We start from the raw sequence: 13,553 nt of genomic DNA on the forward strand, positions 1-13,553 counted from the left end.
ATCCCACCCCTTATGAGCAGCGGGAATCCATGGGCAGGGGATCTTGGAACCGCGACGGGATTCCTGCGCGGCAGTCACCCCAGACACGCGCCGTGGATGTTCCCGTGGCCGGACCGCCGCGGCCGGCAGAGCCACCGCGGCGTCGCTGCGTTCACCGTGGCGGGCGGAACCGTCGCAGCGGCAGCGATGCGCTCCCGTCCCGCACCCGCGCGCGACAGCCAGGGCCTGATCCCCGCTCACCCACAAGCTCACCACATGCCCGCACCCGCGCGCGACAGGCCAGGGCACGCCGGCGCCGGCCGGCTTCGGGTCCTTCGGGCACGCGGAGCGGCCGGCCCGTGCTGGGATACGGGCCGGCCGCGTATGCGCCCCCTCGCCACGAGGGAGTCTTCCGTCAGCGATGCCGCAGCGGGAGGAGAGAAGTACCCGCGGCAGGACCAGCCGACGGAATCACCTGATCGGATGCGAGCCCCGGGACCGGCGCCAGACCCGCCCGCCCGCGCCGCACAGCGTCCGGCGGCCGGCGCGGGAGGACGGGCCGTGCCGCGTGCGGCTCCGGCGTCCTCACCCGATCAGTGGAACTGGGCGGTCTCGGTAGACTCCGACATCGCCAAAGTGGAGGCGTCCGGGTTGACCGCGGTGGAGATCAGGTCGAAGTACCCGGTGCCGACCTCCCGCTGATGGCGCGTAGCGGTGTAGCCGCGCTCCTCGGCGGCGAACTCGCGCTCCTGCAGGTCCACGTAGGCGGACATCTGGTTCCGCGCGTAGCCGTGCGCCAGGTCGAACATGGAGTAGTTCAGGGCGTGGAAGCCCGCCAGCGTGATGAACTGGAACCTGTACCCCATGGCCGACAGCTCGCGCTGGAACTTCGCGATGGTCGCGTCGTCCAGGTGCTTCTTCCAGTTGAACGACGGCGAGCAGTTGTAGGCCAGCAGCTGTCCCGGATGCTCCTTGTGGATGCCCTCGGCGAAGGCACGCGCCAGCTCCAGATCCGGTGTGCCGGTCTCCATCCAGAGCAGATCCGCGTAGGGGGCGTAGGCGTTGCCGCGCGCGATGCACGCCTCAAGGCCGTTGCGCACCTTGTAGTAGCCCTCCGCCGTGCGCTCGCCGGTGATGAACTGCCGGTCCCGCTCGTCCACATCGGCGGTGATCAGCGTGGCCGCCTCGGCGTCGGTGCGGGCGATGATGACGCTGGGTACACCGGCGACGTCGGCGGCCAGCCGCGCGGCGTTGAGGGTGCGGATGTGCTGGGCAGTCGGCACCAGGACCTTCCCGCCCAGGTGACCGCACTTCTTCTCGCTGGCCAGCTGGTCCTCCCAGTGCACGCCGGCGGCGCCTGCGGCGATCATCGCCTTCATGAGCTCGTAGGCGTTGAGCGGGCCGCCGAAGCCGGCCTCGGCATCGGCGACGATGGGGACCAGCCAGTCCTCCACCGTGCGGATGCCCTCGGCGTGCTCGATCTGGTCCGCCCGCAGCAGCGCGTTGTTGATCCGGCGCACGACCTGCGGCACCGAGTTCGCCGGGTAGATGGACTGGTCGGGATAGGTATGACCGGCCAGGTTCGCATCGGCGGCGACCTGCCAGCCGGAGAGGTAGATGGCCTGCAGGCCGGCCTTCACCTGCTGTACCGCCTGGTTGCCGGTGAGCGCCCCGAGGGCGTTGATGAACTCCTCGTCGTGCAGCTTCTGCCACAGCCGCTCGGCTCCGCGCCGGGCGAGAGTGTGCTCTTCCTGCACCGCCCCCCGCAGCCGGACCACGTCGTCGGCGGAGTAGTCGCGCGTGACGCCCTGCCAGCGAGGGCTGGTCGCCCAGTCGCCGCGGATCTCATTGGTGGCGTCGGTCGTTCCGGTCGTCTCGCTCATCGCTGTCTCCTCTTCATCGGTTCGATCGCTCGATGTGCTTACCAGCATGGTTCGCACGCAAGGGCCTGGGGAGAGGGAATCCGGGTGAAGAATCGAGAAAATTCTCTTGAGGTGAATACTCCCCCTTGCCATGCTGGAGGGACTACATCACCCCGATAGGGAGGGAGACCCGCCGATGGCTGTCGATGAGACCCTCGCACCCGACTCTGACCAGCGAATCCATTGGCCGGAACTCGCGCCGGACGAAGCCGGATCGCATATGAACAGCGCCCTGCTCAGCACCGGGCCAGTCCAGCCGGCACAGGAGCCGCAGACCGATGCGCTCAGCATCGGCCGAAAGATCCGTCATTTTCGTCAGCAGCGTGAGATGACCCTCACTCAGCTGGGTGGCCGCGTGGACGCCGCCCCCTCCCAGCTGTCCACCATCGAGAACGGACGCCGCGAACCGAGCCTGCCCCTGCTGCGCAGGATCGCCGAAGCGCTGGGGACCGAGATCGGCGAACTGCTCGACCCCTCCCCCGTGGACGAGCGGCAGGCGCTCGAACTGGAGCTTGAGCGCACGCAGACCGGTAGCCTCTATTCCTCCCTGGGCCTTCCCACCGTGCGCAGCAAGGCACTCTCGCATGAGGCGCTGGCCGCGATCGTCGCCCTGCAGCGCCAGCTGCGCAGCGCCCTGGAGCGCCGCGCGGCGACCCCGGAAGAGGCCCGTCGGGCGAACCGGGAGCTACGCGATCAGATGAGCCGCGATCACAACTACTCCGCGGATCTGGAGGCGCAGGCGGAGGAGCTGCTGGGCCGCATCGGGTACGCCGACGGGCCACTCTCACAGCTGCAGACGGCGGAGATCGCCAGGAGCCTGGGCTTCAGCCTGCATTATGTGCCGGATCTGCCCAAGACCACCCGCTCGGTGACCGATCAGCGCAACGGCAGGATCTACCTGGGCAATGAATCCGCGCCGGGTTCCGACCCCCGGGCCGTGGTGCTCAAGGCCCTCGCCTCGCATGTCCTGGGGCATGCGACGCCGCAGGACTACCGCGAGTTCCTGGCCCAGCGGGTGGAGGCGAACTATCTGGCCGCCGCCATGCTGCTGCCGCAGGCCGCGGCGGTCCACCTGCTCAGCAGCGCCAAGGCCGAGCGCGCGCTGTCGATCGAGCAGCTGCGGGACCGGTTCGCCGTCTCCTATGAGACCGCCGCGCACCGTTTCACGAATCTGGCCACCGAGCACCTGGGCATTCCGGTGCACTTCATGAAGGTGCACTCCTCCGGCACCATCCACAAGGTCTACTCGAACGACGGCCTGCCCTTCCCCACCGATCCGCTTGGCTCGGTGGAGGGCCAGTACGCCTGCAAGCGGTTCACCTCGCGGACGGTGTTCGGGGTCAGCGACCGGTTCAGCCCGTACTACCAGTACACCGACACCCCCGGCGGGACGTTCTGGTGCACCGCGCGCGTCCTGCCCGGCAGCGGCGACTTCTCCGTGAGCATGGGAGTGCCGTTCGGCTACGTGAAGTGGTTCATGGGCCGGGAGACCCCGCACCGGTCCACTTCCCGGTGCCCGGAGCGCACCTGCTGTCGAGCCGCTCCGGCCGAGCTGGCCGGGCGCTGGGCCCAGGCGTCCTGGCCGGCGGCCAAGACCCACGCCTCGCTCCTGGCCGCCGTGCCGCCGGGCGCCTTCCCCGGCGTGGACACGACCGAGGTGTACGAGTTCCTGGAACGCCACTCGGCCTGAGCGGCGGTCGGCCCAGCCCGCGAAACAAGACAGTCCGCGAAACGCTGCGCTGCCGTTGTGCCCGGGGTGCTGTTCTGTCACAAGGGTCATGCTGCCGCCGGTGCGTGGGGTGTCGTTCTGTCATTGGGCGTGCTGCCGCCGGTCTCTGTGTCGCAGAACGCGCCGATGAACATCGCTGAACCCTTATCAGCCGAGGTGGGGCGGGTCTACAATGACCGCACTGGAGGTGATCGACGATGATCCAACGCAGCATGATCGTCATCCCGGACACCACGCCGAGCGTCCGTGTGGTCGCCGTCGGCGCGATCCTCGCCGTCCTGGGCGTGGTCGCGACCGTGGTCGGGAATGACACTCCGCTTCACGCCCTGGCCGAGCCCGGCGTCTTCGCCACCATCGCCGGCCTGTGTGTGATCGTCGGCGGCAGTTCCTGGGCCGCCCTGGCATGGCTCCGCGCACAGGAGGCCGACGATGAGTGACCCCCGCACCGCCGGCCAGGTGGCACCATGCTGATCCGCGGCGCAGTCCTGGACGAGCGGGGCGCCGAAGCGCCCTACGCCGAATCGAGACCGCTGCGGATCACCGAGCTTCAGCTCGACGATCCCGGCCCGGACGAGGTGCTGGTGCGCATCACCGCCGCCGGCGTATGCCATTCCGATCTGTCCGTCATCGACGGCAACCGGCCCCGGCCTACGCCCATGCTGCTCGGCCACGAGGCAGCCGGCGTCGTCGAGGCCACCGGCGGGAACGTGACGGACCTGGAGCCGGGCGAGCAAGTGGTCGCCGTGTTCCTGCCGCGCTGCGGTGAATGCGCCCACTGCCGCACCGACGGCAAGCTTCCGTGCATTCCCGGCACCGAGAGCAACAACGCCGGCTACCTCCTCGGCGCGGGGACCACCACCCGCATCCACGAGGGCGACCGCCCCGTCTACCACCACATCGGCGTGTCCTGCTTTGCGACGCATGCCGTGATGCACCGCAAATCCCTCGTCCCGGTGAGCGCCGATGTCCCCGCCGCCTCCGCGGCCGTGCTCGGCTGCGCCGTGCTGACCGGCGGCGGCGCGGTGATCAACGCCGCCCAGCCCGGTCCCGGAGAGGACATCATGATCGTCGGCCTCGGCGGGGTCGGCATGGCAGCGCTGCTGGTAGCCCTGAGCGAGGGCAGCGGCAGCGTCATCGGCGTGGACGCCAACCCGGAGAAGCTCCAGCGGGCACGCGAACTCGGAGCGCATCAGACGTACACGCCGCAGGAACTGGCCGAGCAGGGCGTCCGCGCACCTGTCGTGATCGAGTGCGCCGGCCACCCGAAGGCCTTCGAGACCGCGTTCGAGGCCACCGCCGTCGGTGGAAGGACCGTGACCATCGGCCTGCCGCATCCCGATGCCCGCTCCGCGATCAGCCCGACGACGATCACCGGCGAGGCACGCACGATCATCGGCTGCTACCTGGGCTCCAGCGTGCCGGAGCGGGACATCCCGCGCTATGCGCAGGCCTGGCGCGAAGGCCGGCTGCCAGTGGAGAAGCTCATCACCGCGGAGATGCCCCTAGAAGAGATCAACGAGGCGATGGACACCCTCGCCCGGGGCGAGGCGGTGCGGCAGATCATCCGGCCGTAGCATTTCCGTAGCCTTTCCGCCCGCAACCGGTCGCCGGAGCCCAGTGCTCTCCTCGGGAGCCCCGGGCTCCGGCGCCGATCACACCCTCAGGCGCGCCTGCGGCCCGTCCGTGTCCGTGGCGCGGTACCGGCCGTCGCAGCCTTCACTCCCGGCGCAGGACTATCTCGCTCTGCGGCTTGCGCTCGCGCGGGGCGCTCTCACGCTCGCGCAGGGCGCCGTCCAGCACCTCGGGGCTGCCAGCCTCACCGAGAGCAACCACCGACACCGGCACGAAGCCAGCGGGGAGTTCGAAGGCCTCGGAAGCGGCATTCGCGTCGAATCCGGTCATCTGGTGCACGTAGAGGCCGTCGGCGTGGGCCTGGACGCTCAGATGGGCGACAGACTGCCCGAGGTCGTAGTAGGCGATGAGGTTCGGGGTCCGGGGGTCGTCGCCGACTTCCGCCGCCGTGAGGATGAGCGCGCCGACCCGCTTGGCCCAGTCCTGGTTGAACTGGACGAGCGTGCCGAAGATCTTCTCGAAGGTCTCCGTCCCGCGCTGCCCGACGATGAAACGCCACGGCTGCGCGTTGAACGCGCTCGGGCTCCAGCGCGCGGCTTCCAGCGCCGCATCGAGCTTGGCGGGATCCACCGGCGCGGTCTCGTCGAAGGCGCGCGGGCTCCAGCGTCCGGCAAGGACGTCGAGGATCGGGTGGTCCGCAGGTGCGGTGCGTGAGGTCACGGCGGCTTCTGTCACTGGTGTGTCCCTTCGTCTCTCGGCTCGGCTGAACTGCCTACGAGGCCGGGTCGAGCCTGCACCCCCGGCACGAAAAGGCACAACCTCCGCGTCACACGGTTTCATCCCCCGCGTCACGGTCCGTCACGGACATCACACCGGCACTACCACCGGGTGATGTCTGAGAGAACTTCTTATGAACGCCTTATCACGGCTGGGTATCGTTCCGGGAGGATCAGCGCATGCAAGGCCCTGCACACCCGCAGGGAGACGAGGAAGGCCCCGGATATGGAACACGACGGCGCGACAGCGCACGGCAGACTGCACCGGACCACGCACACCGGTCAGCACGCCTCCGCCACGGACCGCGCCGGTACCGATGCGCTCACCGGCGCCGGAACAGACGCGGACCCCGGCGTGCCGGCTCGGCTGCGGGACCTGCCCGGCTGGCTGTTCCGGGGCCAGCGAGCCGTCATCCTCCTGCTCCTGATGACTCTCACCGCGGATGTCGCTTTCATGGGGCTGCACGTGTGGGCGCATTACAACGACGACAACCACATGTATCTGGTGCACACGGACCGAGGGCACGCCGAGTTCTTCCAGTACATCAAGTTCCTCTTCCTGTTCGTCCTCACCGCGTACTACGCCGTGGAGCAACGGTGCTGGCAGGTCGCCATGTGGCTGTTCCTCTTCGTGTTCTTCCTGGTCACCGACATGCTCCGCTGGCACGAGATGCAGGGCGGCCGGATCGCCGATGCGCTCGGCCTGGAGTCGGCCTTCGGCCTGCGCGGACAGGACTTCGGCGAACTGGTCTACCTGGCGGTCGCGGGACTGGTACTGGGAGTGCCACTCGTGGCGGGCTTCTTCTGGGGCACCCGGCGCACCAAGTGGATCTACTGGGCGTTCCTGGTCCCCACCGCGCTGCTGTTCTTCGCCGGCGTCGTGCTCGATCAGCTGCACATGATGGCGATCACCTACGTGCCGCGGATCCGGAACTACATGGCGATCGCCGAGGATGGCGGGGAGATGCTCGCCACCAGCCTGCTCATCGCCGTGGCCCTGCGGCTGACGGTGAGCGGCGGAGCACCAGGGCTGCCGCTGCGCCGGCCCGATGGTTCCCGGGCGCCCTGAGCACGATTCTCTGAGCAGCACGGCGCTCTGAGCGCGGCGTCCCCGGAGAGCGGACATAGAGTGGGTCCATGCCCGAACCTGCCCCCGAGCGGCGCTCGCGGCTGGTCGATCTCTCACCGCTGAGGGAGAGCCCCGCCTTCGCCCGGTTGTGGATCGGCAACTCCATCGCGGCCATCGGTGGCCAGATGACGATCGTTGCCGTGTCCCTGCACATCTATCAGCTGACCGGATCCACGTTCGCCGTCTCCCTCGTGGCGGCGTTCGCCCTGATCCCGACCGTCGTGGCCGGGCTGTGGGGCGGGATGCTCGCCGACGCCTTCGACCGCCGCGCCATCCTGCTCATCTTCGCTGTGCTGTCCTGGCTGTCCACCGCGGGGATCGCGCTGGTGGCGTGGCTGGCGGCGGAGGACACCGCCGCGATCACCTGGCTGTACGGCCTGACCGTCCTGAACGCCGTGGGCACCACCATCGTCGGGACCACGCGCACCTCCGCGTACCCCCGGCTGCTCTCGGCCCCGCGGATCCCCGCGGCGGCAGCCCTGAACGGACTGGCGATGGGCCTGGCGATCACGGTTGGGCCCGCCCTGGCCGGCGTGCTGGTGGCCGGCATCGGCCTGGCCTGGACCTACACCGTCGACGTGCTGCTCTACAGCGCCGCGTTCATCGGGATCCTCTCACTGCCCAAGCTGCCGCCCCAGGGCGAGGTCATGCGCCCCGGCCTGGCCTCCCTGATCGACGGGGCACGGTTCCTGCGGCGCGCCCCGAACGTACGGGCGTCGTTCGTGATCGACATCATCGCCATGACCTTCGGCCAGCCGCGTGTCGTCTTCCCCGCCGCCGGCGCGCTGGCGTTCGGCGGCGGCGCCGTGACGGTGGGCGCGCTCACGGCGGCGTTCGCCGTCGGCACGGTCCTCAGCAGCCTGTTCTCCGGCCGGGTCACCGGCGTCCGGCTGCAGGGACGGGCGACCGCGCGCGCCGTGCATGCCTATGGCGCCTTCATCGGCGTGTTCGGGATCGCGCTGCTGGCGGCCTGGTGGCTGCGCGAATCCGAGGTGCTGCCGGCGGCGGGCGAACGGATCGACCTTGCCGGGCTGCTGCTCCTGGGAGCCGGCCTGCTCGCCCTGGCCGGAGCCGGAGCCGCGGACAACATCTCGGCGATCTTCCGGCAGTCCATCCTGCAGACGGCCGCGCCGGACAATATGCGCGGCCGTCTGCAGGGGGTGTTCATCGTGGTGGTCACCGGCGGGCCCCGGGTGGGCGATCTCTACGCGGGCGTACTGGCCACGGTGCTGGCCATCTGGGCGCCTCCGCTGCTGGGCGCGCTCGTGATTACGGCGCTGGTGATCGTGCTCATGCGCACCCAGCGGTCCTTCGCCGCTTACGACGCCCGCGATCCCCAGCCCTGAACCGGTACGGTGCCGGGGACCGCGGGCAGGGGCGCTCAGCCCCAGCGGGCCGAGCCCTGCTCGTCCCAGGACTCGTCGTCCTCCCAGGCGCCGTCCCAGTAGTCATCGGCCCAGGGATCCTCGTCGCCGGTGTAGCTGACGATCGCGTTGTAGGCGTCGATGACGATCCGGACGGGTTCCGCGCCTTCGGGCGGCTCGGCTCCGCCGCCGCCACGCTCGCTCAGCCGGTTGCGCAACTCCCCGGAGGCGACCTCGGCGTCGATGCGGTAGAGCGCCGGATCGCCGAAGTCGGGCACCAGCAGGGTCACGTCCCCGTCGGCCGTCAGCTCGATCGGTCCGGTCGGCAGGATGGTCGGATCGAGCTCGACGTCGATGTCGCGGCCGGCGGAGACCGTGAGCGAGCCGGTGAGCTCGAAGCGGTTCACCGTGACCGGCCCGGTCTCGTTGCTGAGCTCGACGTTCGCGGCGCTGCCCTCGTGCAGGCCGATATGCGCACCGCTGCCCTCCACCCGGACATCGCCGAAGCCGGTTCCGGCGATGCCGATGGCGCCGCGCTCACCGGTGATGTCCAGATCCAGGCCGTTGCGGAAGTCCTCCGGCAGGCGCAGCCACAGGATGCGCTCCGAGTGCCGCCCGGCGGGGTCGCTGACGTCCGGGCCGTCGATGACGACCCGGGTGACCGGTCCGTCCGCCTGGACGGCCATGGTCGCCGTGGAGCGCGCGAACCCGACCGAACGCAGTTCCGCCACCGGCTGGGAGCCCTGGCCCTGCGTCACGATGACCTGCGCGGTGCCGGCGTCGACGCTCAGGCTCTCGGTCCCCGTCGGGAGCACCTCACGGGCCGTGTCCGCGCGGATCATCAGCGCGATGGTCGTGGCGACCGCCGTGACGGCCAGGATGATGAGCACCGTCAGCACGGAGATAGTCGCCACCAGGGCACGCATACCGGCGCGACCCCCGGAGCTCTGCTCCAGCACGGTGGGACGGCCCTGCGTGTAGGGCGGCTCCCGGTCGCCGGGCGGTGGTCCTGCCGCGGGTCCCTGCGGGCCGCCTGGACCGCCTGGACCGCCGGGGTGCTGCGGGCCGCCGGGTCCGCCGAAGCCGCCGGTGCCACCGGGCACGCCGGATCCGCCCGAGCCGCCAGGCGCACCGGGGAGCTGACCGGCGATGGGGTTGGCCGGGGTGTGGCCGAGCGGCGCCTGGCCGGGTGTGCCCGGACCGTGCGGCCCGGGCGCGCCGGCGAGAGCCGGTCCGGAGGCGCCCGGGTGGCCGGTTCCAGGGGCCGGGGTGCCCGGGCCTTCTTCAGCGGCGGCCGCCCGCATCGGCGCGCCGGGGGCGGCGGCCGGTGCGAGGACCGGATCGGGCAGGCCTGCATCGGCGTCCAGCACCTGGGTCTGACCGGTGAGCTCCTGCGTCTGGCCGGTGAGCGCCTGGGTCGGGGTCGTGGCGAGACCGGAATGCGGCACGCCGGCGGGATCCAGCACTCGCGTGGCTCCCGTCCCGGCGGGCTCCGGCGCATAGCGGGGCGGAGCAGGCAGCGCCGCAGGACCGGCAGGGCGGTGCTGCGGCGTGGTCTGGGCCGTCTCGTTCTCGTTCATGGCAGGGGCCTCTCGCGTCATGCCTCGAGGAACTTCAGCACGGCGAGCACGCGCCGGTTGCTGGAGTCCTCGGGCGAAAGATCGAACTTGGTGAAAATCGAGCTGATGTGCTTCTCCACGGAGCCGGGGCTGATGAACAGCGCCTCGGAGATGGCGTGGTTGGAGCGGCCCTCCGCCATCAGCTGCAGCACCTCGCGCTCCCGGCCGCTGAGCGCGCTCAGGTCCCGCTGCTGGCGCGAGCGCACCAGGATCTGGGTGACGACCTCCGGGTCCAGGACGGTGCCGGCGTTCCCGACGGAGTCGACGGCCTTGAGGAACTCCTCGACATCGGCGACGCGGTCCTTGAGCAGGTACCCGAAGCCGCCGGTGTTCTCCGAGATCAGCTCCGCGGCGTAACGCTCCTCCACGTACTGGGAGAACACCAGCACGCCGACCTCCGGGTTCTGCTTGCGGATCAGGACCGCCGCGCGGATGCCCTCGTCGGTGTAGGTCGGCGGCATCCGGACGTCGATGATGGCCAGGTCCGGCTGGTGTTCGTTCACCTTGTCCAGCAGGCCGGTGGCGTCGGAGACCGCCTCCACCACCTCGTGGCCGGCGTCGACGAGCAGGCGTTCCAGGCCGGCGCGGAGCACGGCGGCGTCTTCGGCAATCAGGATTCGCATGGGATTTCCACCACCAGTGTCGTCGGGCCGCCCGCAGGCGAGGTCAGGGTGAACGTGCCGCGGGCGGCGAGCGCGCGGGCTTGCAGTCCGGCCAGGCCGGTGCTGGCGCCGTCCCGGACGATCCGCGCACCGCCGATGCCATCATCGCTCACGCTGACGACCAGCCGGCGTCCGGTCACAGAGCCTCCGGCGTCGTCGGGGTCGCCCGGGTCACCGGCGGCGTGGATGCGCACCCGTGCCGTGCTGGCACCGGCATGCTTGTTGATGTTCGTCAGCGCCTCCGAGACGACGAAGTAGGCGATGGACTCCGCTTCCCGGCCGGGACGTTCGCTGAGGTTCACCTGGAGGTCGACCGGCACCCGGGAGTGGGCGGCCACGGCGGACAGCGCCGCGTCCAGGCCCAGGTCGGTCAGTACGGCCGGGTGGATTCCACGGGCCAGGCGGCGCAGCTCGGAGACGACCGCCTTGGATTCGGAGTGCGCCTCCTCGATCAGTTCGCGAGCGCGCTCCGGTTCCGTGTCCAGCTTGGTCTTGGCCAGGCCCAGGGTCATGCTGAGCGCGACCAGGCGCGGCTGTGCCCCGTCGTGCAGATCGCGTTCGATCCGTTTGCGCTCGGCGGCGGCGGCGTCGACGGCGCCGACCCGCGCCTGGTCCAGGCTGGTGACCTCCTTGGCCAGTTCCTCGGCCTTGGTGGTGCCCAGCATTGAGAGCGCCATCCAGCGGTCCAGGTAGGCGGAGAACCACAGCAGGACCAGCGCCACGGGGAGCAGGATCACGCCAAGCCCGAGGAGGGCCCAGCCGAGCGCGGCAGTGCCGATGTCGAAGCCGAACTGGGTGACGAGGTCGAAGGAGGGGTTGAGGAAGACCACGATGCAGGCGGCGCCGACCGCCACGCCGCAGATCAGCAGGGCGAGCATGAGCAGGCCCAGGAGCTGCGTGAGGTGGTGGTAGGCGACGCCGCGCCAGAAGTCCCCGCTGGAGACCGTCAGCCAGAGCTCGTGCAGCCAGGCGACGAATCCTTCGCGGCGGCTGCGGCGGGGAGCCGGCACGCGCAGTTCGCCGCCGTAGACGGCCTGGGCGCGGTGGCGTTCGAACCAGATGGCACCCCGCATCACGTAGACCCAGGCGACCAGCAGCAGCACGCCGAGGCCGAAGAAGAGGCTGGAGAACCCGCCGGTGAGCAGACCCACCGGCAGCCACAGCCAGACGACCGCCAGCACACCGCTGGTGATCACATTGAACACGCCCATGAACCCGGGTCGTGAGGGCCTTGTCGTCATCATGCCTCTCACGCTATTCGCCTACGGCCGCCGGCAACGAGACTGCTGACCGTAGAGTTGAGGTGGGGTAATCCCCCGCCCGGCTGCGGGGGTCGCACGTACCGGGCGCGCATCGGGCCCCGAGACGATCTGTGCCAGGAGGAGCGATGCCGGAGACCACTGCACCGTCCCCCGCGGGGTTCCCAGCGGAAGCCGCGCTGGACGCCGCCATGCGCGCCGCCCTCGCGGCGGCCGGGCTCGGCCCGCGTGGTGCCAACCCGCTGGTGGGCGCGGCTCTTCTGACCGCCGATGGCGCCCTCCTGGGCACGGACCACCACCGGGGGGCGGGAACCGCCCACGCCGAGGCGGCGCTTCTGGCGCGGCTGCCGGAGCTCGCCGGAGCAGCCGAGATCGCCTCGCTCACCCTGGTGGTGACCCTGGAACCCTGCGATCACACCGGCAGGCGGGGACCGTGCACGCAGGCGATCATCGACGCCGGCATCCGCCGGGTGGTGTACGCCGCCGATGACCCCCATGCCGTCGCTGCCGGTGGTGCGCGCACGCTGCGGGACGCCGGGGTGCAGGTCCGCAGCGGAGTGCTGACCGAGGAGTCTCGCGCGCTCAACCGGAGGTGGCAGGCGGCGGTGCGTGAGCCCCGGCCGTTCGTGACCCTGAAACTGGCCCAGTCGGCCGATGGCTGCATCGCCGCCGCCGACGGCACGAGCCAGTGGATCACCGGGCCGGAGGCACGCAGGCACGCCCACGAGCTGCGGGCCCGGGCCGATGCGGTGCTGGTCGGCACCGGCACCGTCCTGGCCGACGATCCGAGCCTGACCGCACGGGACCCGGCCGGGACGCTGCTGCCCGGGCAGCCGCTGCGCGCCGTGATGGGGCTGCGGCCGGTGCCTGCCGGGGCGGCCGTGCTGCGCGGCGCTGGCCAGGAGGCTCCGGCGGCGGTGCTGCTGCGCACCCGTGACCCCCGGGAGGCGCTCGACGTGCTCTACTCCCGTGGCGTCAGGCACGTGATGGTCGAAGGCGGCGCCCAGGTAGCGGCGGCGTTCCTGCGGGAGGACCTCGTCGACGAGTTCTCCCTGCACCAGGCGCCGCTGCTACTGGGCCGGGGTCTGCCGGCACTGGCGGACCTCGGCATCGGCACCCTCGCAGACGGGCTGCGGTTCTCCCCGGATCCCGCCGGCGGTGGACCGGTCCGTCAGCTCGGTGACGATCTGTGGTGGCATCTGCAGCCAGGGTGAGGACATCAGCACCTCACGGCCCGGAGCCTCACTCAAGCGCCGCACGTGCCGGCGGTCCTCGTGCGCATCGGCAAGCCTGGTGCCGCTCGTCATCGACGATTCCGGCACCGCCCCAGCACTCCGCCGCGTATCCCTGAAGAGCGCAGACGGGGGTGGGCACACCGGCCGGCGCAGCCGCCGGATGGCTGCGCATCTCGTGGTTGCTAGGATGGCTCGCAGTGCACGGGAGCCCGGTTACGGCCGGGCTGAGAGGGAGAATTCCGACCGTCGAACCTGATCTGGGTCATGCCAGCGCAGGAAGTCACCGGACCGCGTCGTCGCAGGCGCG

The 13,553-nt window shown here is 70.8% G+C and carries 11 protein-coding genes and 1 riboswitch; of the genes, 6 read left to right on the forward strand and 5 right to left on the reverse strand.

The genetic code is table 11. The features are described 5' to 3' along the window. Window positions 1–572: 572 nt before the first annotated feature. A complete protein-coding gene (gene aceA, locus IEW13_RS02420) occupies window positions 573–1,862 on the reverse strand; it encodes an isocitrate lyase (protein WP_188549333.1) in 1,290 nt (429 codons plus the stop codon). A 259-nt stretch (window positions 1,863–2,121) separates the two neighbouring features. Between aceA and IEW13_RS02425 the strand changes: the two genes are divergently transcribed. The 3 genes from IEW13_RS02425 to IEW13_RS02435 all read left to right on the forward strand — a co-directional run bounded on the left by IEW13_RS02425 (window position 2,122) and on the right by IEW13_RS02435 (window position 5,204). Then, entirely contained in the window at window positions 2,122–3,591 is a 1,470-nt protein-coding gene (locus tag IEW13_RS02425) for a helix-turn-helix domain-containing protein (protein WP_188549525.1), read from the forward strand. Between the two features lie 236 nt (window positions 3,592–3,827). Next, window positions 3,828–4,067 (forward strand): hypothetical protein, encoded by a 240-nt coding sequence (locus tag IEW13_RS02430; RefSeq protein WP_188549334.1) that lies wholly within the window; start codon window positions 3,828–3,830, stop codon window positions 4,065–4,067. 27 nt (window positions 4,068–4,094) lie between these two features. Next, window positions 4,095–5,204, forward strand: a complete 1,110-nt coding sequence (locus tag IEW13_RS02435; RefSeq protein ID WP_188549335.1) for an alcohol dehydrogenase catalytic domain-containing protein — start codon at window positions 4,095–4,097, stop codon at window positions 5,202–5,204. Between the two features lie 142 nt (window positions 5,205–5,346). Here IEW13_RS02435 and IEW13_RS02440 read toward each other — a convergent pair whose 3' ends face one another. Next, window positions 5,347–5,922 (reverse strand): nitroreductase family protein, encoded by a 576-nt coding sequence (locus tag IEW13_RS02440; protein WP_229744882.1) that lies wholly within the window; start codon window positions 5,920–5,922, stop codon window positions 5,347–5,349. Window positions 5,923–6,204: 282 nt separating this feature from the next. Here IEW13_RS02440 and IEW13_RS02445 point away from each other — a divergent pair, with 282 nt between their 5' ends. Further along, on the forward strand, window positions 6,205–7,047 hold the full coding sequence (locus tag IEW13_RS02445; RefSeq protein WP_188549337.1) for a hypothetical protein: 843 nt from the start codon (window positions 6,205–6,207) through the stop codon (window positions 7,045–7,047). Window positions 7,048–7,115: 68 nt separating this feature from the next. Continuing rightward, the gene (locus IEW13_RS02450; RefSeq protein ID WP_188549338.1) at window positions 7,116–8,453 is read left to right on the forward strand and encodes an MFS transporter; all 1,338 of its coding nucleotides are present in this window, start codon (window positions 7,116–7,118) and stop codon (window positions 8,451–8,453) included. 35 nt (window positions 8,454–8,488) lie between these two features. Here the strand turns inward: IEW13_RS02450 and IEW13_RS02455 are convergent, their stop codons facing one another. Genes IEW13_RS02455 through IEW13_RS02465 form a run of 3 tightly spaced genes read right to left on the reverse strand, consistent with a single transcriptional unit; the run spans window position 8,489 to window position 11,996 of the window. Continuing rightward, window positions 8,489–10,051 (reverse strand): DUF4097 family beta strand repeat-containing protein, encoded by a 1,563-nt coding sequence (locus IEW13_RS02455; protein ID WP_188549339.1) that lies wholly within the window; start codon window positions 10,049–10,051, stop codon window positions 8,489–8,491. A gap of 17 nt (window positions 10,052–10,068) precedes the next feature. Next, window positions 10,069–10,713, reverse strand: coding sequence for a response regulator transcription factor (locus IEW13_RS02460; protein WP_188549340.1), 645 nt, complete (start codon window positions 10,711–10,713; stop codon window positions 10,069–10,071). Further along, a complete protein-coding gene (locus tag IEW13_RS02465) occupies window positions 10,701–11,996 on the reverse strand; it encodes a sensor histidine kinase (RefSeq protein ID WP_188549341.1) in 1,296 nt (431 codons plus the stop codon). The genes IEW13_RS02460 and IEW13_RS02465 overlap by 13 nt, the downstream gene beginning before the upstream one ends. Before the next feature lie 143 nt (window positions 11,997–12,139). On the opposite strand from IEW13_RS02465, the gene ribD reads away from it, so the two are divergent. Next, the gene (gene ribD, locus IEW13_RS02470) at window positions 12,140–13,225 is read left to right on the forward strand and encodes a bifunctional diaminohydroxyphosphoribosylaminopyrimidine deaminase/5-amino-6-(5-phosphoribosylamino)uracil reductase RibD (protein WP_188549342.1); all 1,086 of its coding nucleotides are present in this window, start codon (window positions 12,140–12,142) and stop codon (window positions 13,223–13,225) included. A 212-nt stretch (window positions 13,226–13,437) separates the two neighbouring features. Then, window positions 13,438–13,543: riboswitch (TPP riboswitch) on the forward strand. Window positions 13,544–13,553 lie beyond the last annotated feature (10 nt).

Source organism: Sediminivirga luteola (assembly GCF_014639315.1).
GTDB classification, from domain to species: Bacteria; Actinomycetota; Actinomycetes; order Actinomycetales; family Brevibacteriaceae; genus Sediminivirga; species Sediminivirga luteola.